A 22,164-nucleotide genomic window follows, 5' to 3' on the forward strand; every position below is an offset into this window, starting at 1 on the left:
CCGTCGCGACGGACCGCTACAAGCGCATCAGGTCGAAATACAGCGCCATCAGCATCAATGTGCCGACCAGCGCCATGCCGATACGCAACCCCACGGCCTGCGCCGTTGCGGAAACCGGGCGCCCGCGTATGGCTTCGATCAGGTAGTAAGCCAGATGGCCACCGTCGAGTACCGGAATCGGCAGCAGATTGAGTACGCCGAGACTGATCGACAAATAGGCCATGAAGCTGATGAAGCTCTCCAGCCCGCTGCGCGCCGTGTCGCCGGCGATCCGGGCGATGGTGATCGGCCCCGACAGATTGGAGGGCGAAATCAGGCCGGTCAGCATCTTGCGGATCGAATCCAGTGTCAGCACGGTCATTTCCGCGGTGCGCGACAGCGACTGTCCCAGCGCCGCCAGCGGCCCATAATGGATCTCGCGACGGTACTCCTCTGGCCAGCTCACCGGCTCGGCCCCGGCGCCGATATAGCCGATGGTCGCGCCATTCTCCTCGCGACTCGCCGGGGTCAGGGTCACTTCACGCATCTCGCCATCGCGCTCGATGCGCAGCGTCAACGGCTCGCCGGGACTGCCACGCACCAGCCCGACGAAGGCCATCCAGTCGGTCAGCGGCCGGCCATTGACCGCCACGACATGATCGCCGGGCTCGAGACCCGCCCGCGCAGCGACTTCGCCCTCGAGCACCCGTCCCAGCGTCGCCGGTATTTCCGGGCGCCACGGCGTCACCCCCAGCGTCGCAAGCGGTTGCGGTGGGTCCTGGCGTACCAGCCAGTCCGCCACCGGGACCTGAAAGTCGCGCGGCGCACCCGCCTGACCATCGCGCGCCGTCACGCTCAAGGCTCCGCTGTGCCCGATGGCCGCAATCAGCTCGAGGTTGATCTGTTCCCAGGTAGGGGTGCGATCGCCCTGGACCGCGACGATCTCCTGGCCACGCGACAGACCGGCCTGGGCCGCCGGCGAACCCGGCGCCACCTCGCCGATCACCGGCGCCACGCTGGTGGTGCCGACGACGAACAGCAGCCAATAACCAAACACCGCCAGCAGGAAGTTGGCCAGTGGCCCGGCGACGACGATCGCGATGCGCGACCAGACCCCCTGGCGGTTGAAGGCGCGATGCTGCTCCTCGGGCGCCACCGGCGCCTCGCGCTCATCGAGCATCTTGACATAGCCACCCAGCGGGATGGCGGCGACTGCGAACTCGGTACCATGCCGATCGAAACGCGACCACAGCGGCTTGCCGAAACCCACCGAGAAACGCAACACCTTGACGCCACAGCGACGCGCCACCCAGAAATGGCCGAATTCATGAAAGGTGATCAACAGGCCCAACACCACGATGACCGCCAGCAGGTTCTGAATGACATCCATCGCTACCCCCTCCCGGCGTCAGCGCGTCAATTGCCGCATGGCGACGCGTCGCGCCCGTGCGTCTTCGTGGAGAATCGCATCCAGCTCGTTGGCGGGATGCACATCACAGGCGTCGAGCACCGCTTCAACGACGCGGGCAATATCGCCAAAACCCAGGCGCCCGTCGAGAAACGCATCGACGGCGACCTCATTGGCGGCATTGAGCAATGCCGGCGCGGTACCACCGGCGTGCATCGCCTCGCGAGCCAATCGCAGGCAGGGAAATACCGCCTCATCGGGCGCCTCGAAGTCGAGACGCGCGACGCTGAACAGGTCGAGGTATTCGACACCCGCGTCGATACGCTCGGGCCAGGCCAGGCCGTAGGCGATCGGCGTGCGCATGTCAGGGTTGCCCAACTGGGCGATCACCGAGCCATCGCTGTAAGCCGCCATGGAGTGAATCACGCTCTGCGGGTGCACGACCACTTGAATCTGCTCCGGCCGCGCATCGAACAACCAGCAGGCTTCGATCAATTCGAGCCCCTTGTTCATCAGCGTAGCGCTATCCACCGAAATCTTGCGGCCCATCGACCAGTTGGGATGCGCACAGGCCTGGGCCGGGGTGATCTCGGCCAACTGCTCGGCGCGCCAGCCGCGAAACGGGCCACCCGAGGCGGTCAACAGCAACTGGGTCACGCCGATGTCGTTCAGCCTGCCGCGATGCTCGGCGGGAAGGCATTGATAGATGGCGTTATGCTCGGAGTCGATGGGCAGCAACAGGCTCTTGTGTCGCACCACTTCCTCCATGAACAACGCGCCGGACATCACCAGCGCCTCCTTGTTGGCCAGCAACACGCGCTTGCCGGCGCACACCGCCGCCAGTGTCGGCAACAGCCCGGCGGCACCGACGATGGCCGCCATGACCACATCCACTTCGCTGGCTTCGGCCGCCTCGACCAGTGCCGCCTCGCCCGAACCAACCTCGGTGGCGACGCCGGCGCGGCCCAGTTCGTCGCGCAGCCAAGCGGCATCGCGCTCGTCGGCCAGCACTGCGACGGCGGGGCGATGCACCAGACACTGGTCGCGCAGCGCCTCGCGCCGGGTAGAGGCGGTCAGCGCATGCAGCCGGTAGCGCTCGGGATGGCGGGCGATCACGTCCAGCGTGCTGGTGCCGATGGAACCGGTCGCACCGAGCACCGTCACCGTCTGGCGCCCGCGTGGCGTGGGAATGTCGGTCATCACGGCCTCCTCAGCTCCACAGCCTGAACAGCGCGAACATCGGTACCGCAGCGGTCAAGCTGTCGATGCGATCGAGCACGCCGCCATGGCCCGGCAATAGATCGCCGGAATCCTTGAGGCCACGCAGGCGCTTGAGCATGCTCTCGAACAGATCGCCCAATACCGATATCAGCGCGACCAGCAGCGTCGCCAACATCAACCAGACCCATTCAACCGCCACCAGTTCCGCCCAGCCGGAAAAAGCCAGCGCCAGTAACGCCACCGCAACCATGCCACCGTATACGCCTTCCCAGGACTTGCCCGGACTGACACGCGGCGCCAGCTTGCGCCGCCCGAAGCGGCGTCCGGCAAAATAGGCGCCGATGTCGGCCAGCCACACCAGCAGCAGCACATACAGCAGCCATTCGATGCCGCTCGCGCGCAGTTGGATGAAGCCCACCCAGCACGGCAACAGCACCCACAACCCCATCGCCAGCCGCATCGGCGGCGCATGCCATTGTTCGCGACACTCGGGATAACGCGCCACCCAATAGAAATTGACCAACCAGCCGATGCCGCTCAACCACAGCGGCCAGGCCGCGTGCGCGGCGCCACTAAGCCAGCCGATCACCATCAACACGGCCAGGGTCAGCACATAGCCCAGACGCGCGGCGGTACGCTCGAAACCGGCCAGATTGGCCCATTCCCAGGCGCTCAGCAGCACCACGGCGCCAGTGAACAGGGCAAAGGCGCTTCCCGTCAGACCGAACAGACCGGCCACTACCAGCGGGATCAGGATCGCGGCGGTCACCACGCGCTGTCTAAGCACCGTGGGCCTCGATCTGTTCCCGAGTCAGGCCGAAACGTCGTTCACGCTGGCAAAAGTCGTCGATCGCCTCATCGAAAGCCTCGGCACCGAAATCGGGCCACATCAACGGCGAGAAATACAGCTCGGAATAGGTCAGTTGCCAGAGCAGGAAATTGGAGATGCGCTGTTCGCCGCTGGTGCGAATACACAGATCGACCGGTGGGGCGCTGGCCTGGCCGATGTCATCGTCCAGTGCCTGCTCGTCGATCTCCTCCGGCGTCAATTCGCCGGCCTCGACCCGCGCCGCTAGACGCCGCGCGGCCATGGCGATGTCCCAGCGCCCGCCATAGTTGGCGGCGATCATCAGATGCAGCCCCTGATTGGCGCGCGTCAGTTCCTCGGCGCGCGCGATGTGCTGCTGAATCGTCGTCGAGAAGCCTTCGCGCTCGCCGATGATCGTCAGTCGAATGTCGTGCTGGTGAAGCTTTTTGACTTCGCGCTTGAGCGCCATCAGGAATAGCTCCATCAGCGCATTGACCTCGCCCGCCGGGCGCTGCCAGTTCTCGCTGGAGAAGGCGAACAGGGTCAGCGTCTCGACGCCGCGTTCGGCGGCGCGACGAATCACCGCGCGCACCGATTCGACACCCGCGCGATGGCCGCGCACGCCGGACAGACCATGCGATCTGGCCCAACGGTTGTTACCGTCCATGATGATGGCCACGTGACGCGGCACTTTGGGGGACTGCGGTGACGTCATGGTGTCTCGCGTGGAGGAGTGGTTACGGACGACGCCGCCGCCGCCCGCTACCGCCGGAAAATACCCTCAGACCTGCATCAGGTCATGTTCCTTGGCTTCCAGCAGCTTGTCGATCTCGGCGATATACTTATCGGTCAGCTTCTGAATCGCCTCCTCGGCACCATGCTCCTCGTCCTCGCTGATTTCCTTTTCCTTGAGCAAGGCCTTGACGTCGCTGTTGGCATCGCGGCGCACATTGCGCACGGCCACTCGCGCATTCTCGGCTTCGCCACGCGCCTGCTTGGTGTAATTCTTGCGCGTTTCCTCGGTCAGCATCGGCATCGGCACGCGAATCACCGAGCCCGCCGTGGCCGGGTTGAGGCCCAGGTCCGAGGTCATGATCGCCTTCTCCACCTTGGGCACCATGGACTTCTCCCACGGCACCACGGCCAGCGTGCGGGCGTCTTCGACGTTGATGCTGGCGACCTGGTTGAGCGGCATCTGCGAGCCATAATATTCCACGCTCACCGCATCGAGGATGCTGGGGTGGGCACGCCCGGTACGGATCTTGTGGAAGTTGGCCTGCAGCGCATCCAGGCTCTTCTTCATACGTGTTTCGGCGTCTTTCTTGATATCGTTGATCACGGTTTCAGCCTCTATCTATCAGCGTGCCTTCCTTGCCGCCCACGACCAGGTTCAGCAGTGCGCCGGGCTTGGTCATGTCGAATACGCGAACCGGCATAGCATGGTCCCGCACCAGGCAGATGGCGGTCAAATCCATCACCCCCAACTTCTGGTCGAGAACCTCGTCATAACCCAGGTGATCGTACTTGACGGCGTCGGCATGTTTCACCGGGTCCTTGTCGTAGACACCGTCGACCTTGGTCGCCTTGACCACGACATCGGCATCGATCTCGATACCGCGCAGGCAGGCGGCAGAATCGGTGGTGAAGAACGGATTGCCGGTGCCGGCGGAAAAGATCACCACGTCACCGGAGGTCAGGTAACGAATGCCGGTACGCCGGTCATAATGCTCGACCACGCCACTCATGGGAATCGCCGACATCACTCGCGAGCGAATGTTCGAGCGCTCCAGGGCGTCGCGCATGGCCAAGGCATTCATCACCGTGGCCAGCATGCCCATATGATCGCCGGTCACCCGATCCATGCCCGCCGCGTGCAGAGCGGCACCGCGAAACAGGTTGCCCCCGCCGACGACGATGCCCACCTGAACGCCAATGCCGACCAACTGGCCGATCTCCAGCGCCATGCGATCGAGCACCTTGGGATCGATGCCGAATTCGCCGTCGCCCATCAGCGCCTCGCCCGACAGCTTGAGCAAAATGCGCTTGTACTTCGATTTTGCACCGCGCTCTTGAGGTTTGTCATTACGCTCGGGAGTGACAGGCATGCGTGAATCTCCAGATGACGGCGGATGGGGTGGCCGGCAGGTTCGCCGGCTGGATACACAATGGCGTGCGCTCTCGCGCACGCCATCTCGCTAACCGGAAGCTAGGACCTCAGCTACGGCGAGCCTGTTCCATGACTTCCTTGGCAAAATCGACTTCTTCCTTCTCGATGCCCTCGCCCACCTCGAAACGCGTGAAACCAAGCACCTCGCCACCGCCTGCCTTGACGTAATCGGCCACGGTGGTGTTGGGGTCCTTGACGAAGGGCTGCTCGGTCAGGCTGTTCTCGGCCAGGTACTTCTTGAGACGCCCCTGGACCATCTTTTCGGCGATCTGCTCCGGCTTGCCAGCCATGTCCGGCTGCGCCAGGATGATCGCCTTCTCGTTGTCGAGCTGTTCCTGCGGCATGTCGCCGGGGCGCGCCACGGCCGGGTTGATCGCCGCGACGTGCATGGCGACATCCTTGGCCACTTCGGCGCTACCGCCGGTAAGCTGGACCAGCACGCCGATACGTCCGCCGTGGACGTATTCGCCCACCACGCCACCTGCCGGTGCATCGATCACTGCCGCGCGACGCACGGAAATGTTCTCGCCGATCTTCTGCACGAGCTGCTCGCGGGTCTCTTCCATGCCATCGGCCATGACCGCGGCGACGTCTTCGGATTTGCTCTCGAAGACCTTGGCCAGCACCTTCTCGGCGAAGCCCTTGAAGTTGTCGTCACGCGAGACGAAATCGGTCTCGGAATTGATCTCGAGCATCACGCCGTAGCTGCCATCGTCGGCCACACGCGTCAAGACGGCGCCCTCGGCGGCGGTACGGCCGGCCTTCTTGGCGGCCTTGAGACCGGAATTCTTGCGTAGATCCTCGATGGCCCTGTCGATATCGCCATCGGCTTCGGTGAGTGCCTTCTTGCACTCCATCATGCCGAGCCCGGTACGCTCGCGCAGTTCCTTGACCAGAGATGCGCTGATAGCTGCCATGGTAATAAACCTCTGAATGTTTCGACGTCGGTTATGCAAAGATGCGCCGCCCTGTGTACCCGGCTAGCGAGACAAAGGGGGCCAAGGCCCCCTTATTGACGATCAGGACGGGCGCGACGATATCACTCGGCGACTTCGTTGCCCTCGGCCACTTCGACGAACTCGTCGGGGCGGCCTTCCTTCGCCTTGGCGCAAGCGTTGGCGATGGCCTGCACGTATATCTGGATGGCGCGGATCGAGTCGTCGTTGCCGGGAATGACGTAATCGACGCCATCCGGATTGGAGTTGGTGTCGACCACGCCAATCACCGGAATACCCAGCTTGTTAGCTTCGTTGATGGCGATACGCTCATGATCGACATCGACCACGAACAGCGCGTCCGGCAGGCCGCCCATGTTCTTGATGCCACCGACGCTACGCTCGAGCTTGTCCTGCTCGCGGGTCGCCATCAGGACTTCTTTCTTGGTCAGCTTCTCGAAGGTGCCGTCTTCGTGCATCGACTCGAGCTCGCGCAGACGCTTGATCGACACGCGAATGGTCTTGTAGTTGGTCAGCATGCCGCCCAACCAGCGATGGTTGACGAACGGCTGACCCACGCGATTGGCTTCTTCCTTGATGATCTTGCTGGCGGAACGCTTGGTGCCGACGAACATGATCTTGTTGTTGGAAGCGGCCATCTTCTCGACCACCGCGATGGCGTCGTTCAGCGCCGGCAGGGTGTGCTCGAGGTTGATGATGTGAATCTTGTTGCGGGCGCCGAAGATGTACTTGCTCATCTTCGGGTTCCAGTACTTGGTCTGGTGACCGAAGTGGGCGCCTGCTTTCAGCAGGTCACGCATATTGACTTGTGCCATGGATAACTCCTGGTGCATCGGGTTAGGCCTCCACGCACCCCATGGATCCGACCGCGAGATCGACCTCGAAAGGCGAATCGTCGACGGCACCCGGGACCATGTGACGGTGCATGTGTGTTTTCAAGGCGTTAAGCTCATTGACGCCTTCCGCGATTGCCGAACGCCACGACGCAGCGTGCGGATTGCAGGAAAGCGCGCGGCTTTATACCATATAATGGTGCCAAGATGAAGCCGACCGTCGCGGTTCTTCCGCTCCATGCCCGCGCTGCTGGCCGGCTCGCCATTCCCATAATCGAGACTTCATGAACGTTCCCATCAAAACGCCCCTCGAGATCGACAAGATGCGCGAAGCCGGTCGTCAGGCCGCCGCCGTGTTCGACATGATCACTCCCCACGTCCAGGCGGGTGTCAGCACCGGCGAACTAGACCGGCTGTGTCATGAATTCATCGTCGACGAGCTGGGCTCGGTGCCCGCGCCGCTCAACTATCATGGCTTTCCCAAGTCGATCTGCACCTCGATCAACCACGTGGTGTGCCACGGCATTCCCGACGCCGGCAAGAAGCTGAAGAACGGCGATATCATGAATATCGATGTCACCGTCAAGACCGCCGACGGCTATCATGGCGACGCCAGCAAGATGTTCATCATCGGCGAGAGCATCCAGGGCGAGCGGCTGTGCCGGATCACCCAGGAGTGCCTGTACCGGAGCATGGCCGAGGTACGCCCCGGCGCCCGGCTGTCCACCCTGGCCAAGGTCATCCAGCGTCACGCCGAAGCCAACGGCTACTCGGTGGTGCGCGATTTCTGCGGTCACGGCATCGGCGCGGTGTTCCACGAGGACCCGCAGGTGCTGCATTACGATGGCTACGCCCCCGAAGCCGATATCCAACTCGCCGAAGGCATGTGTTTCACCATCGAGCCGATGATCAACGCCGGCGGTTATCGCACCAAGGTGCTGCGCGACGGCTGGACCGCGGTGACCCGCGACAAGAGCCTCTCCGCGCAGTGGGAACACACCCTGCTGGTCACTGCCACGGGGGTCGAGGTGTTGACCGCGCGTGGCGAGGAAGACCTATCCTTCCTCGACGCCTGACATGCTCCTGCACCATTATCGTTTCGCGCCCGACGCCACACTGTTCGATGCCGAGGCCTTTAGCGACGAACTTGCCAGCAGCCACGCGCCGATTGCGCTGTTCAAGCAGGCACTGAGCGATATTCAGCAGCGCCTCGATGCGCGCTTTCATGGCGGCGCCGACATCCGCGACCTGGTCCACGGCCGCGCCTGGTGCCTGGACCGATTGCTCGAAGCCGCCTGGTCGCGCCATGCCTGGCCCGACGCTGGCGTCGCCCTGCTTGCCGTCGGCGGTTATGGGCGTGGCGAGCTGCACCCACATTCGGATATCGACCTGCTGCTGCTGCTCGAACACGACGACGACACGCCCTATCGCGAACCGCTGACCGCCTTTATCACCTTCTTGTGGGATATCGGCCTGGAGATCGGTCACAGCGTGCGTTCGCTGGCCGACTGCGAGCGCGAGGCCAGAGCCGATGTCACGGTGATCACCAACCTGATCGAGACGCGCACCCTGGCGGGCCCGGAAGCGCTGCGCAAGGCCATGCGCGAGCGTCTGTCGAGCCAGCGCATGTGGCCGTCGGATCGCTTCTTCGAGGCCAAATGGCAGGAGCAGATCGCCCGCCACTACAAGCACAACAACTCCGAATACCATCTCGAACCCAACATCAAGAGCTCGCCGGGCGGGTTGCGCGACATTCAGATGATCGGCTGGGTGGCCAAGCGCCATTTCGGCCCGCTGCGCTACGAGGACGTGGTCGCGCAAGGCTTCATGAACGACCCCGAGCTGCTGATTCTCAGTCAGGGCCAGGCGTTTTTGTGGCAGGTGCGCTACGCCCTGCACATGCTCACCGGGCGCGCCGAGGATCGCCTGCTGTTCGATCACCAGCGCGCCATCGCCGAGTTGTTCGGCTTTCGCGACACCCCCGAGCGCCTCGCCGTCGAGCAGTTCATGAAGCGTTACTATCGCCATGTCACCGCCCTGGCGGGGCTCAACGACATGCTGCTGCAGCACTTCGACGAGATGATCCTGCGCGCCGACGAAGTACTCGAGACACGCCCGCTCAACGCCCGCTTCGAAATCAAGGGTGGCTACATCCAGGCCCGCGACACGCGCGTCTTCCAGCGCCGCCCCGCCGCGCTGCTCGAACTGTTCCTGCTGATGGCCCAGCACCCCGAGATCGAGGGCGTGCGCGCCGAGACCATTCGCCTGATTCGCGATCACCGCCACCAGATCGACGACGCCTTTCGCGACGACTTGCGCCATCAGAGCCTGTTCATGGAACTGCTGCGCTGCGGCGGCAACGTCGCCCGCCAGCTACGGCGCATGAACCGCTACGGCGTGCTCGGCAAGTACCTGCCCGAATTCGGCCAGGCGGTGGGGCTGATGCAGCACGACCTGTTCCATATCTATACCGTCGACGCCCACACCCTGCGCCTGTTGAAGTTCATTCAGCATTTCCGTGGTCCCGAGAGCCGCGAGGAATTCCCCGTCGCCGCCGCCCTGATTCAGCAATTGCCCAAGCTGGAGCTTTTGTGGATCGCCGGGCTCTATCACGATATCGGCAAGGGCCGAGGCGGCAACCATTCGCTGCTCGGCGCCCGCGACGCCGCCGAGTTCTGCGAGCGTCACGGCCTGTCACCGCGCGATACGCGGCTGGTCGTGTGGTTGGTCGAGTACCATCTGCTGATGTCGAAGACCGCCCAGAAGCGCGATATCTCCGACCCCGACGTGATCCGCGAATTCGCCGCGCAGATGCGCGACGAGGTGCACCTCGACTATCTCTACGTGCTCACCGTGGCCGACATCAACGCCACCAATCCCTCGCTATGGAACGGCTGGCGCGCCGCACTGCTGCGCCAGTTGCATGGCGAGACCAAGCGCGCACTGCGTCGTGGCCTGGAAAACCCCATCGATCGTGACGACTGGGTCAACGAGACCCGCGCCGAGGCGCTGGCCCTGCTGCGCACGGTGGGTGCCGATGTCGCACGCGTCGAGCGATTGTGGGACACCCTCGGCGACGACTACTTCGTGCAATACGCGCCCAGTGAAATCGTCTGGCAGACCCAGGGCATTCTCGCCCACGGTGGTTCCCAGCTACCGCTGGTGCTGATCAGCGCCCCGGCCGCGGACACCAGCGAAGGCGGCACCAAGGTGTTCATTCATACCCGCTCGGTGGACGACCTGTTCGCCGCCAGCGCGGCGGCCATGGACCAGATGGACCTGTCGATCCACGATGCGCGCATCGCCACCTCGAGCAACGACTGGACGCTCAACACCTTCATCGTGCTCGATGACGACGACGAGCCGATTCGCGATCCGGGCCGCCTCGAGCGCATCCGACGCCACCTGGTAGAGGAACTCGACGACCCCGACGACTACCCGTGGATCGTCAGCCGCCACACGCCACGCCAGCTCAAGCACTTCCGCGTACCCACCCAGGTGCTGATCGAACAGGATCCGGCCAACGAGCGCACCGTGCTCGAGCTGATCGCCCCCGACCGCCCCGGCCTGCTGGCCCGTGTGGGTCGCATCTTCATGGAGCAGGACATCGCCCTGTCGGCGGCCAAGATCGCCACCCTGGGCGAGCGCGTCGAGGACGTGTTCTTCATTACCGACAAGAACGGTGCGCCGCTGACCGATGTCACGCGCCAATCGCAACTGCGCGAACGGCTGTGCGAAGTGCTCAGCGTTTGAGCCACCCCGGCGGCTTCCCTATAATCGTGGGTTTGGCGCTGGCCACGGTTCTTGCGCTCACCATGATAACGATTCGCCCTAGGCGGACACCGCTGGAACGCCGATGAACCCCGATCTCGACGCCCTCAAGCCCTACCCCTTCGAGAAGCTCGCCGCGCTGATGGCTGGTGCGATGCCACCCGCCGAACTGGCCCACATTGCGCTGTCGATCGGCGAGCCGAAACATAGCCCGCCGGCGGAGGTGCTCTACAGCCTGCGCCGCCACGAGGGCGACGTCGCACGTTATCCGACCACCACTGGTCTGCCGGAACTGCGTACCGCGATTGCCGACTGGGCGACGCGGCGCTTCAGCCTCGGCGCCCAGAGCCTCGACCCCGAGCGCCACGTACTGCCGGTCAACGGCACCCGCGAGGCGATCTTCGCCTTCGTTCAGGCCACGCTGGACCGCTCGCGCCCGGCCCGGGTCGCCGTGCCCAATCCGTTCTATCAGATCTACGAGGGCGCCACCCTGCTCGCTGGCGGCCAGCCATTGTATCTCGATTGCCGCGCCGAGCAGGGCTTCCGGCCGGATATCGAGGCGGTGCCAGCCGATGCGTGGCGCGACGTGCAGATCGTCTTCGTCTGCTCGCCGGGCAATCCCACCGGCGCGGTGACGCCGCTGGCCGACTTCCAGCGCTTGATCGAGCTGGCCGACGAGTTCGACTTCATCGTCGCCTCGGACGAGTGCTACTCCGAGCTGTATCTCGACGAGGCCGCGCCACCGCCCGGCCTGCTCGAAGCCTGCGCCGCGCTGGGGCGTGACGATTACCGGCGTTGCATCGTCTTCCATTCGCTGTCCAAGCGCTCCAATCTGCCCGGCCTGCGCTCGGGCTTCGTCGCCGGTGACGCAGCGCTGATTACGCCATTCAAGCGCTATCGCACCTATCACGGCTGCGCCATGGGGCTGCAAATCCAGCAGGCCTCGATCATCGCCTGGCGCGACGAGGCTCACGTGCTGGCCAATCGCGCCGCCTATCGCGAGAAGTTCGCCGCGGTCGGCGATATCCTCGCCCCGGTGATGGATTTCGCGCCGCCCGAAGCCAGCTTCTACCTGTGGCCGGCGGTTCCCGATGGCGACGACGAAGCCTTCGCTCGCGAGCTATTCGCCGAACAGCATGTCACCGTACTGCCCGGCCGCTACATGTCGCGCGGTGGCGAGAGTGGCGGCACGACTCACAATCCGGGCGCCGGACGCGTGCGCCTGGCGCTGGTTGCCGAACTCGAGGCCACCGTCGAGGCCGCAACGCGCATTCGCCGTTTCATCGAGCGACGCTATTAAGACACGGCGCGGTTCACACACTATGCCAAGCCATGGAGAGCCCAGCACCCGATGATCACGCTATATGGCATCAAGACCTGCGATACTTGTCGCAAGGCGCGCAAGGCACTCGATGCCCAGGGCACGGCCTATCGCTATCACGACCTGCGCGAAGATGGCCTGGATGGCGAGCGCTTGGATCGCTTCATCGACCAGGCCGGCCTACAGGCGTTGCTCAATACCCGCAGCACGACCTGGCGAGCGCTCGACGCCGCCGCTCAACAGGCGGCCAAACAGGATGCCGCAAGCGCCCGCGAACTGATGCTCGCCCAGCCGACGCTGCTCAAGCGTCCGCTGCTCGATAGCGGAGAGCGGCTGATCGTCGGCTTCAAGGGTAGTGAATACGCATCACTGACCGACTGAACATCATCCGACCCTTTTCGATCATTTTTCAGGAGAATTCCCATGCTGAGCTTCGCTCTCGGAATCGGCAATCAGAACAGCCAAGGCGATTGGCTGGATACCTACTACCCGGCGCCACTGTTCGAACCCGCTGCCGCGCTGGTCGACGCCGCCCGTCAGGTGCTCGACGCGCCCGCCGGCAATGCCACCGTCAGTTTCCTGCCCGAACACTGCGCCGCGCTGGCCCAGGCATTGAAGAAGGCCGGCAACCCCGAGCAGGCCGAACTGGCCGAAGCGCTCGCCGCCAGCCAGCGGCCGCTGGTCGCCACCTTCCTCGAGAGCGACCAGCCGCCGGCCAGCGTGCCGGAGGTCTATCTCAAGCTGCACCTGCTGTCGCACCGGCTGGTCAAGCCGCACGGCGTCGATCTTTCCGGCATGTTCGGCGTGCTGCGCAACGTCGCCTGGACCAGCGAAGGACCGATCGACGTCGAGGAGTTGCCGGCACGGCGCCTCAGGGCGCGTCTGGAAGGTCGCCCGCTGTCGGTGGACTGCGTCGACAAGTTCCCCAAGATGACCGACTACGTGGTGCCCAAGGGCGTGCGCATCGGCGATACTTCACGGGTTCGCCTGGGCGCCCATCTCGGCGAAGGCACCACGGTGATGCACGAGGGCTTCGTCAACTTCAATGCCGGCAGCGAAGGCCCGAACATGATCGAAGGGCGCATTTCCGCCGGCGTGGTGGTCGGCAAGGGCTCGGATCTTGGCGGCGGCTGTTCGACCATGGGCACGCTGTCCGGCGGTGGCGGCATCGTCATCGCGGTCGGCGAAAACTGCCTGATCGGCGCCAATGCCGGTATCGGCATTCCGCTCGGCGATCGCTGCACCGTAGAGGCCGGACTGTACATTACTGCCGGCGCCAAGGTCGTGGTGCTCGACGATCACGGCCAGGAAGTCAAAACCGTGGCCGCGCGCGACCTGGCCGGGCAAAACGACCTGCTGTTGCGCCGCAACTCGGTCAACGGACGCATCGAATGCCTGACCAACAAGAGCGCCATCGCCCTCAACGAAGCGTTGCACGCGCACAATTGATAGCTGGCGCTCGCCATTGCGAGCGCCTTTTCCTCACCCTTCGAGACGATCCATGCCGCCTGATACCGCCGAGCTTTCGCCAACGCTTTCACCGACACTCGAGCTTGCCATCGAGTTGATGCGCCGACCGTCGGTCACTCCCGACGATGCTGGCTGTCAGGCGCTGATGATCGAGCGCCTGGAGCGCATCGGTTTCAGCGTGACACGCCTGCCCTACGGCGATGTGGATAACTTCTGGGCGGTACGTGGCCATCGCGGGCCGGTGCTGGCCTTCGCCGGACATACCGATGTGGTGCCCAGCGGCCCCGAAGGCCAATGGGATAGCCCGCCCTTCGAGCCGCTCATCAATGCGGATGGCGAACTGTGCGGGCGTGGCGCCGCCGACATGAAAGGCAGCCTGGCGGCGATGCTTACCGCCGTCGAGCGCTTCGTCGCCGAGCACCCCGAGCATGATGGCAAACTCGCCTTTCTGATCACCTCCGACGAGGAAGGCCCGGCGATGGACGGCACCCGCGCGGTGGTCGAGCACCTGCGCGAGACCCACGAGCGCCTCGACTACTGCCTGGTTGGCGAGCCGTCTTCCACCGCGCGCCTGGGTGACATCATCAAGAATGGCCGACGCGGCTCGCTGGGCGCGGTGCTGCACGTGCATGGCGTGCAGGGCCACGTCGCCTACCCGCACCTGGCGCGCAACCCCATTCACGAGGCCGCGCCGGCACTCGATGCGCTGTGCCGCGAACACTGGGACGCGGGCAACGAGTTCTTCCCCGCCACCAGTTTTCAGATATCCAACGTGCGCGCCGGCCAGGGCGCCAGCAACGTGATTCCCGGCGACCTGGAAGTGGTCTTCAACTTCCGTTACTCCACCGAGGTGACCCACGAGCAACTACGCCAGCGCACCGAAACGATCCTCGATGCCCATGGCCTCGATTACCGTCTCGACTGGACGCTCAACGGCGAACCCTTCCTGACCGCCGAAGGCGAATTGGTCGATGCCACCGTGGCCGGCGTTGAAGAGGTCATCGGTCAACGGCCGCGGCTCGCCACCACCGGCGGCACCTCGGATGGGCGCTTCATCGCCACGCTGGGCAGCCAGGTCGTGGAACTGGGACCGCTCAACGCGACCATCCACAAGGTCAACGAGCGCGTGCGCGCCGCCGATCTCGATACCCTGAGCCGCGTCTACGAGACGATCATCAAACGGCTGTTTACCTGAGGCCCGCCATGGAGCGCTATCCCGATATCGAGGTCTACCTGGCCAACGCCGCTATCGAGCGTCTCGATGCCTGGCTGGGGCAAACGTTGGACGCCGCGCCGCTGAAGCCGGCCGGCAAGCGCAAGTGGCGCGGCAATGGCCGGCGCGATGGCGTCGATATCCCGATCCTGCTGGTCGAGAATGCCGCCGACGGTTTCGCCAGCCTGTGGTTCGACAGCGCCGCCACGCCGTGGCCGCGCGATACCGACTGCGCCCGCGATGTCGCCCGCGCGCTCGGTTGCGAGGTGCGCTGTTCGCTGGGCGGCTGGCAACCCGGCGATGATCCGGACCGCTTCTGGCAGGTCTGCCCCGACGGCAGCGAAGGCGCCATCGTGTGGCCCGATTCGGGGCACTAGCCCACAATGAAACACCCCGTCGGGGTATCCCGACGGGGCGCTGAGGCTACGAAGAAACTTGTCGAGCGAAGATCAGGCGAGGCGAAAGGGCATCGAAAGTCGGACTGGGCTCGCATCCGAGTTTACTTTAAGTAAATGAGCAACTTGAGGTGCCCTTTCAACAAAGCATGGTCGAGCGCAGGCAGTTTCAAGTAATGACGGTGACGTCATCGGCCTGTAGCCCCCGCTCATTGTGGATGGTGTAATAACGCACCTTCTGGCCCTCGGCGAGGGTACGGTGGCCCTTGCCGCGAATGGCGCGAAAATGCACGAAGACGTCTTCACCGCTGTCTCGGGTGATGAAGCCATAACCCTTGTTGACGTTGAACCACTTGACCTCGCCGATCTCGCGATCGTCGTTTTCGACCTCCGCCAGGTTGGCGAGTTGCGGGGTAAAGGCATTCACTGCCAGTGTCGCAATCAGCAAAATGATGAAGACCGCCAGCGCGGTGGCCAGATAAACCGGCGCCGTTTGTTCGAGCGACGCGCTACCGGCCAACGACACGAACAGGCCAATCAACAAGGGGGCAGGAGCGGCAAGCAGGAGACTGATCAGGCTACAACGGAATAAGACCTTACGATTCATGGACCTCGGTTTCTCTTGTTGTGGTGACAAAAACAACCCGGCAGGCGCCTCACGCGCATGCGGGCGAAGACTCGATGAAGGTGTCGCGATGAACGGCAACACGCAGCGCAACGATTCTAGCATGGCCAATGACGACACGCTCGTCCGCCTGGAACGGCGATTCGAGGCGCTGGAGAGTCGTTTGGCTTATCAGGAGCACTGGCTGGATACGCTCGACCGAGCCGTGGCCAGCCAGGAACAGCGGCTGACCCAACTCGAACGGCTAAGCGAACTGATGCAACGCCGCCTGCGCGATCAGCAGCAGACGCTACAGGGGCTGGACGACGACGATTACCGCCTCGAAGATGAAGTGCCGCCGCACTACTGAAGCGGGAAGAGCGCCGCTTCGCGGCTGGAAGCTGGAAGTACGGCGCTACGCGCCTGGAAGAAAAACACAGACATCTGCCCTGCCCCTCCTCCCCGGCTTCCCGCTTTGGTTGAGGCTCTTGGCCTCAAGCCAGGTCGTCCAGATAGCGCTCGGCATCCAGTGCCGCCATGCAGCCGCTGCCGGCGGAGGTGATCGCCTGGCGGTAGACGTGATCCATGACGTCGCCGGCGGCGAATACGCCGGGGCGATTGGTCGCCGTGGCGTTGCCATCGAGGCCGGATTTGACCTTGATGTAGCCATCGGCCATGTCCAGTTGGCCCTCGAAGATGCCGGTATTGGGCGTATGGCCGATGGCGATGAATACCCCGGGCACCGACAGTTCCTGGGTACCGCCGTCTTCGACCGAGCGCAGCCGCACACCGGTAACGCCACTGTCGTCACCCAGCACCTCGTCGAGGATATGGTTCCACAACACGGCCATATTGCCGTTATCGACCTTCTCGAACAGCCTGTCCTGCAATATCTTCTCGGCGCGCAAGCTGTCGCGGCGATGCACCAGGGTCACCTTGGAGGCGATGTTGGACAGGTACAGCGCCTCTTCCACAGCGGTATTGCCGCCACCGACGACGACGACTTCCTGATTGCGATAGAAGAAGCCGTCGCAGGTGGCGCAGGCCGAAACCCCCTGGCCCATGAAGCGTTGCTCGGAGGCTAGACCCAGATAGCGGGCGCTGGCGCCGGTAGCAATGATCAGCGCATCGCAGGTATAGGTACCGTTATCGCCCTTCAAGGTGTAGGGCTGCTGGCGCAGCTCCACCTCGTGGATATGATCGAACAGCACTTCGGTATCGAAACGCTCGGCATGCTTGCGCATGCGCTCCATCAGCTCCGGCCCCTGCACGCCGGCATCGTCGCCCGGCCAGTTATCCACATCGGTGGTGGTGGTCAGTTGACCACCCGCCTGCATGCCGGTAATCAGCAGCGGCTTCAGATTGGCCCGCGCCGCGTACACGGCGGCACTGTAGCCGGCCGGGCCGGAACCCAGGATGATCAGGCGTTCGTGGCGAACTTCGCTCATGGAGACCTCTATTCACGATGCGCTACGGATACATCGGCGGCTTGCGTGCCGAGGGATCGAACGCGTTATGGCTGGCTGTACAGCAATCCGTGGGCTGGGCTCGACGAAAACGGCGAACCCAGGCCGCGAATCGCGGTAAAAGGGCGACCCGCAGGCCGCCCCGGTCAATCGCGAAAGGCAGAGACCTTACAGCGCGGTGGAGTGCTCGCCCAGATACTTGGCGACGCCTTCCGCGGTGTCCTTCATGCCTTCCTTGCCTTCGTCCCAGCCGGCCGGGCAGACTTCGCCGTGCTGCTGGTGATGCTTGAGAGCCTTGACCATGCGCAGCATCTCGTCGACGTTGCGGCCCAGCGGCAGGTTGTTGACGGTCTGGTGCTGTACCACGCCGTTCTCGTCGATCAGGAAGGAGGCCCGCAGTGCGACGCCGGCTTCCGGATGCTCGATACCGTAGGCCTGGGTCACTTCGTGCTTGACGTCGGCAATGATCGGGAAGCCGACTTCACCGATGCCGCCGGCATCCGGTGAGGTCTTGCGCCAGGCGTGATGGGTAAACTGGGAGTCGATGGAAGCACCGATCACCTCGACGCCGAGTTCCTTGAACTGCGCCAGACGATTGTCGTGGGCGATGATCTCGGACGGGCAAACGAAGGTGAAGTCCAGCGGCCAGAAAAACAGCACGCGTAGCTTGCCGTTGCTGTCGGACAGCTTGAAGTTCTCGACGATAGAGCCATCGCCGAGGACCGCCGCAGCTTCGAAATCCGGTGCTTGACGTCCAACCAGTACGCTCATGCAAATCTCCTTGGGATCGGGTGTGTTGACTATGGGTGAATGGAAGATGCGAGGGTAAATCCAAGCACCCTGATTTGGCAATTTGATTGCGCTAATAAATGATATAGGACCAGCCTATCGACCAAGCCGTGAACGCCGTTACGGCGCTTCATACCACATCGTCGTCACGCCCCAGCGTAACCTGCTCCAGTTCGCCGGTGTGCGGCGACACCGCGACGCTGATCTGGATGGGGGCACAACAGCGCGGGCAATCTTCCCAGGTGATGTGGCTTTCCTGGCTGGTGTCGATCAGCAGATCGAACTCGGTGCCGCAATAGGGGCAGCTCACCGCCAATGAATTTAGCATTTCCTCATGCATGACAGGCTCCACTGGCATTCAGCGGCATGCCGAACACGATCTGGGGCCGCCTGAATGCGCTTTCAAGTAATCACCAACGTATTTCCACCAAGCCGATGTTGGCGAACTCCCAAAAGCGTAGCCGAGACTCGGCATTCAGCGCATCTAGCTGGCAGGCGCTTGCATTCTCTACCTATCATGACCATGTGATAAGTATCTGGCGGTCCGCCCTGGGCTAGATGGGTGGGATGCGATCCGCCGACGGTATAACGAGGAGATCCCATGAGCGCCGACGCAACGCCGCATACCCTGAGCACCCTCGAGGCCGGAGGGTCCACCTACCATTACTACAGTCTGCCCAAGGCCGCCGAGGCGCTGGGCGATATTGCGCGTCTACCCTTCACGCTCAAGGTATTGCTCGAGAACCAGCTGCGTTTCGCCGATGACGAGAGCGTCTCCGGCGACGACATGCAGGCGCTGGTCGACTGGCAGAAGGACGCCCGCTCCACCCGCGAGATCGGTTACCGTCCGGCGCGCGTGCTGATGCAGGACTTCACTGGCGTTCCCGGGGTGGTCGATCTGGCCTCGATGCGCGACGCCGTGGAGCGTTTGGGCGACGATCCGGCGCGCATCAACCCGCTCTCTCCCGTCGATCTGGTCATCGACCACTCGGTGATGGTCGACCATTTCGGCGACGCCTCGGCATTCAAGGACAACGTTGCCATCGAGATGGAGCGTAATGGCGAGCGCTACGAGTTCCTGCGCTGGGGCCAGCAGGCCTTCGACAACTTCCGCGTGGTGCCGCCGGGCACCGGGATCTGCCACCAGGTCAATCTCGAATACCTGGGCAGGACGGTGTGGACCAAGGACGAGGGCGACAAGACCTTCGCCTACCCCGATACGCTGGTCGGCACCGACTCGCACACCACCATGATCAATGGCCTGGGCATCCTCGGCTGGGGCGTCGGCGGCATCGAAGCCGAGGCCGCGATGCTCGGTCAGCCGGTATCGATGCTGATCCCCGAGGTGGTCGGCTTCAAGATCACCGGCAAGCTGCGTGAAGGCATCACCGCCACCGACCTGGTGCTGACCGTCACCCAGATGCTGCGCCAGAAAGGCGTGGTCGGGAAGTTCGTCGAATTCTACGGCGATGGCCTCAAGGACATGCCGGTCGCCGACCGCGCCACCATCGCCAACATGGCCCCGGAATACGGCGCGACCTGCGGTTTCTTCCCAGTCGACGAGCAGACGCTGGATTACCTGCGCCTGACCGGTCGCGACGATGCGCAGATCGCCTTGGTCGAAGCCTACGCCAAGGCCCAGGGCCTGTGGCGCGAACCCGGCCACGAACCGATTTACACCGCCACCCTGCAACTCGATATGGTCGACGTCGAAGCCAGCCTGGCCGGTCCCAAGCGGCCGCAGGATCGTGTCGCGCTCTCGGACATGAAAGCCACGTTCGAGAAGCTGATGGACGACGATGCCCCGGACGCCGACGACACCGAACAGGGCAAGTGGCAGTCCGAAGGCGGGCAGTCGGTAGCGGACGCCGAAATCCACTACAGCCACGGCCACTACGAGCACGACGCCAGCCAGACCTGCGAGATCGACGGCGAAACCTTCAAGCTCAACCCCGGCGCGGTAGTGATCGCCGCGATCACCTCGTGTACCAACACCTCCAACCCCAGCGTGATGATGGCCGCCGGCCTGCTGGCGCGCAAGGCGCTGGACAAGGGGCTGGTTACCAAGCCTTGGGTCAAGACGTCGCTGGCGCCCGGTTCCAAGGTGGTCACCGAGTACCTGGCCGCCGGCGGCGTGCAGGACGACCTCGACCGGCTCGGCTTCAACCTGGTCGGCTATGGCTGCACCACCTGCATTGGTAACTCCGGCCCGCTGCCCGAGGCAATCGAGAAGGCCATCGATGCCGGCGACCTGACCGTCGCCTCGGTGCTGTCGGGCAATCGCAACTTCGAGGGCCGCGTGCATCCACTGGTCAGGACCAACTGGCTGGCCTCGCCGCCGCTGGTGGTCGCCTATGCATTGGCCGGCAACGTACGCGTCGATCTATCCACGGAGCCGTTGGGCAAGGGCAAGGATGGTAAACCGGTCTTCCTGAAAGACATCTGGCCGTCGCAGGCGGAAATCGCCGAGGCCGTGGAAAAGGTCAAGACCGAGATGTTCCGCAAGGAATACGCCGAAGTCTTCGATGGCGACCAAACCTGGCAGTCGATCAAGGTACCGGAAAGCAAGGTCTATGCCTGGTCGAAGGACTCCACCTATATCCAGCACCCGCCGTTCTTCGAAGGCATGGGCAAGGAGCCCAAGCCGATCGAGGATATCGAGGAAGCGCGGGTGCTGGCCATGCTCGGCGATTCGGTGACCACCGATCATATTTCGCCGGCCGGCGCGATCAAGCCCGATAGCCCCGCCGGGCGCTATCTGCAGGAACACGGCGTCGAGCCCAAGGATTTCAACTCCTACGGCTCGCGGCGTGGCAACCACGAAGTGATGATGCGTGGCACCTTCGCCAACGTGCGCATCCGCAACGAGATGCTCGATGACGTCGAGGGTGGCTACACGCGCCACGTGGTTTCCGGCGAGCAGATGGCGATCTACGATGCGGCGATGAAATACGCCGAAGACGAGACGCCGCTGGTCGTGGTGGCCGGTAAGGAATACGGCACCGGTTCATCACGCGACTGGGCGGCCAAGGGCACCCTGCTACTCGGCGTGCGCGCAGTGATCGCGGAATCCTACGAGCGCATTCACCGCTCCAACCTGATCGGCATGGGCGTGCTGCCGCTGCAGTTTGCCGAGGGCGAGGATCGCAAGTCGCTGAAGCTGACCGGCGACGAAAGTTTCTCCATCGAAGGCCTGGGCGATCTCGAGCCGGGCGGCAACGTCAAGGTGACGATCAAGACCGACAAGGGCGAGCAGACCCTCGAGGCCAAATGCCGCATCGATACCGTCAACGAGATGGACTACTACCGCCACGGCGGCATCCTGCAATTCGTACTGCGCAATATGTTGAAGTGACGCTTCGGGCTTCGGGTCGCAAGATGAAGTCGTATACCCAATGAAAACACCCTCGCCGGTTATGAACTGCACCCCGAAAGTTGGACACCCAATCCAACCTTCGGGGTGTTTCTATGAGCAATCGGTACGACGAGTGGTTCAAGCTGCGGGTGGTGCAGCAGTGTTTACGTGAGGAGACCAGCTTAAGGGAAGTGGCACGTCAGCACTGCCTGGATGCGTCCACCGTACGGCAATGGTTGGACAACTACCGGCAGCATGGCGTGACGGGGCTGCGCAAGAAATACACACACCGCAGTGCGGCTTTCAAGCTGGCAGTACTTGAGAGGATGTGGCGAGATGGCTTGTCACATCGTCAGACTGCGGCCCTGTTCGATATCCGTGAGCGCCGCGCTATTGGCAGATGGGAGC

Annotated in this window: 22 protein-coding genes; 10 read left to right on the top strand and 12 right to left on the bottom strand. The window is 63.6% G+C overall.

Features of this window, described 5'->3' with window-relative positions:
- Positions 1-16 precede the first annotated feature (16 nt).
- The 8 genes from rseP to rpsB all read right to left on the bottom strand — a co-directional run bounded on the left by rseP (position 17) and on the right by rpsB (position 7,354).
- Positions 17-1,369, bottom strand: a complete 1,353-nt coding sequence (rseP, locus tag BLR92_RS17870; RefSeq protein ID WP_089730635.1) for a sigma E protease regulator RseP — start codon at positions 1,367-1,369, stop codon at positions 17-19.
- An 18-nt stretch (positions 1,370-1,387) separates the two neighbouring features.
- Positions 1,388-2,587: a 1-deoxy-D-xylulose-5-phosphate reductoisomerase gene (gene ispC, locus BLR92_RS17875; RefSeq protein ID WP_089730636.1), complete on the bottom strand. Its 1,200-nt coding sequence runs from the start codon at positions 2,585-2,587 to the stop codon at positions 1,388-1,390.
- A gap of 10 nt (positions 2,588-2,597) precedes the next feature.
- The gene (locus BLR92_RS17880) at positions 2,598-3,395 is read right to left on the bottom strand and encodes a phosphatidate cytidylyltransferase (protein ID WP_089730637.1); all 798 of its coding nucleotides are present in this window, start codon (positions 3,393-3,395) and stop codon (positions 2,598-2,600) included.
- Positions 3,388-4,131: a polyprenyl diphosphate synthase gene (uppS, locus tag BLR92_RS17885; RefSeq protein WP_089730638.1), complete on the bottom strand. Its 744-nt coding sequence runs from the start codon at positions 4,129-4,131 to the stop codon at positions 3,388-3,390. Before uppS ends, BLR92_RS17880 begins: the two co-directional genes overlap by 8 nt.
- 66 nt (positions 4,132-4,197) lie before the next feature.
- Positions 4,198-4,755, bottom strand: coding sequence for a ribosome recycling factor (frr, locus tag BLR92_RS17890; protein ID WP_089730639.1), 558 nt, complete (start codon positions 4,753-4,755; stop codon positions 4,198-4,200).
- Positions 4,756-4,759: 4 nt separating this feature from the next.
- Positions 4,760-5,521 (bottom strand): UMP kinase, encoded by a 762-nt coding sequence (gene pyrH / locus BLR92_RS17895; protein ID WP_089730640.1) that lies wholly within the window; start codon positions 5,519-5,521, stop codon positions 4,760-4,762.
- A 109-nt stretch (positions 5,522-5,630) separates the two neighbouring features.
- Positions 5,631-6,500 (bottom strand): translation elongation factor Ts, encoded by an 870-nt coding sequence (tsf, locus tag BLR92_RS17900; RefSeq protein ID WP_089730641.1) that lies wholly within the window; start codon positions 6,498-6,500, stop codon positions 5,631-5,633.
- Between the two features lie 122 nt (positions 6,501-6,622).
- A complete protein-coding gene (gene rpsB / locus BLR92_RS17905) occupies positions 6,623-7,354 on the bottom strand; it encodes a 30S ribosomal protein S2 (protein WP_089730642.1) in 732 nt (243 codons plus the stop codon).
- Between the two features lie 302 nt (positions 7,355-7,656).
- On the opposite strand from rpsB, the gene map reads away from it, so the two are divergent.
- The 7 genes from map (at position 7,657) to BLR92_RS17940 (ending at position 15,524) form a co-directional block, all read left to right on the top strand.
- The gene (gene map, locus BLR92_RS17910; RefSeq protein ID WP_089730643.1) at positions 7,657-8,448 is read left to right on the top strand and encodes a type I methionyl aminopeptidase; all 792 of its coding nucleotides are present in this window, start codon (positions 7,657-7,659) and stop codon (positions 8,446-8,448) included.
- A 1-nt stretch (position 8,449) separates the two neighbouring features.
- Positions 8,450-11,125 carry a [protein-PII] uridylyltransferase gene (locus BLR92_RS17915; protein ID WP_089730644.1) on the top strand — a complete coding sequence of 892 codons (2,676 nt, stop codon included), beginning with the start codon at positions 8,450-8,452 and terminating at the stop codon, positions 11,123-11,125.
- 103 nt (positions 11,126-11,228) lie between these two features.
- Positions 11,229-12,443 carry a succinyldiaminopimelate transaminase gene (gene dapC, locus BLR92_RS17920; protein WP_089730645.1) on the top strand — a complete coding sequence of 405 codons (1,215 nt, stop codon included), beginning with the start codon at positions 11,229-11,231 and terminating at the stop codon, positions 12,441-12,443.
- A 51-nt stretch (positions 12,444-12,494) separates the two neighbouring features.
- Positions 12,495-12,845 carry an ArsC family reductase gene (locus BLR92_RS17925; protein ID WP_089730646.1) on the top strand — a complete coding sequence of 117 codons (351 nt, stop codon included), beginning with the start codon at positions 12,495-12,497 and terminating at the stop codon, positions 12,843-12,845.
- A gap of 42 nt (positions 12,846-12,887) precedes the next feature.
- Positions 12,888-13,913: a 2,3,4,5-tetrahydropyridine-2,6-dicarboxylate N-succinyltransferase gene (gene dapD / locus BLR92_RS17930; RefSeq protein WP_089730647.1), complete on the top strand. Its 1,026-nt coding sequence runs from the start codon at positions 12,888-12,890 to the stop codon at positions 13,911-13,913.
- 52 nt (positions 13,914-13,965) lie between these two features.
- Positions 13,966-15,129: a succinyl-diaminopimelate desuccinylase gene (gene dapE, locus BLR92_RS17935; protein WP_089730648.1), complete on the top strand. Its 1,164-nt coding sequence runs from the start codon at positions 13,966-13,968 to the stop codon at positions 15,127-15,129.
- Between the two features lie 8 nt (positions 15,130-15,137).
- A complete protein-coding gene (locus BLR92_RS17940) occupies positions 15,138-15,524 on the top strand; it encodes a hypothetical protein (protein ID WP_089730649.1) in 387 nt (128 codons plus the stop codon).
- A 187-nt stretch (positions 15,525-15,711) separates the two neighbouring features.
- Here BLR92_RS17940 and BLR92_RS20100 read toward each other — a convergent pair whose 3' ends face one another.
- The gene (locus BLR92_RS20100) at positions 15,712-16,149 is read right to left on the bottom strand and encodes a cold-shock protein (protein WP_089730650.1); all 438 of its coding nucleotides are present in this window, start codon (positions 16,147-16,149) and stop codon (positions 15,712-15,714) included.
- 121 nt (positions 16,150-16,270) lie between these two features.
- Here BLR92_RS20100 and BLR92_RS17950 point away from each other — a divergent pair, with 121 nt between their 5' ends.
- Positions 16,271-16,516: a SlyX family protein gene (locus BLR92_RS17950; RefSeq protein ID WP_245704264.1), complete on the top strand. Its 246-nt coding sequence runs from the start codon at positions 16,271-16,273 to the stop codon at positions 16,514-16,516.
- Positions 16,517-16,640: 124 nt separating this feature from the next.
- Here BLR92_RS17950 and trxB read toward each other — a convergent pair whose 3' ends face one another.
- From trxB to BLR92_RS17965, 3 genes are all read right to left on the bottom strand, one after another.
- Complete coding sequence (trxB, locus tag BLR92_RS17955) at positions 16,641-17,594, bottom strand: thioredoxin-disulfide reductase (RefSeq protein WP_089730652.1); 954 nt, start codon at positions 17,592-17,594, stop codon at positions 16,641-16,643.
- A 186-nt stretch (positions 17,595-17,780) separates the two neighbouring features.
- Entirely contained in the window at positions 17,781-18,383 is a 603-nt protein-coding gene (locus tag BLR92_RS17960; protein ID WP_089730653.1) for a peroxiredoxin, read from the bottom strand.
- 148 nt (positions 18,384-18,531) lie between these two features.
- Complete coding sequence (locus tag BLR92_RS17965) at positions 18,532-18,741, bottom strand: zinc ribbon domain-containing protein (RefSeq protein ID WP_089730654.1); 210 nt, start codon at positions 18,739-18,741, stop codon at positions 18,532-18,534.
- Between the two features lie 261 nt (positions 18,742-19,002).
- Here BLR92_RS17965 and acnA point away from each other — a divergent pair, with 261 nt between their 5' ends.
- Both acnA and BLR92_RS17975 read left to right on the top strand, forming a co-directional pair.
- Positions 19,003-21,756: an aconitate hydratase AcnA gene (gene acnA / locus BLR92_RS17970; RefSeq protein ID WP_089730655.1), complete on the top strand. Its 2,754-nt coding sequence runs from the start codon at positions 19,003-19,005 to the stop codon at positions 21,754-21,756.
- A 113-nt stretch (positions 21,757-21,869) separates the two neighbouring features.
- A partial coding sequence (locus tag BLR92_RS17975; protein ID WP_139171616.1) for a helix-turn-helix domain-containing protein occupies positions 21,870-22,164 on the top strand: 295 nt, incomplete at its 3' end.

It is taken from the genome of Modicisalibacter muralis, assembly GCF_900102945.1.
Classification (GTDB): Bacteria; Pseudomonadota; Gammaproteobacteria; order Pseudomonadales; family Halomonadaceae; genus Modicisalibacter; species Modicisalibacter muralis.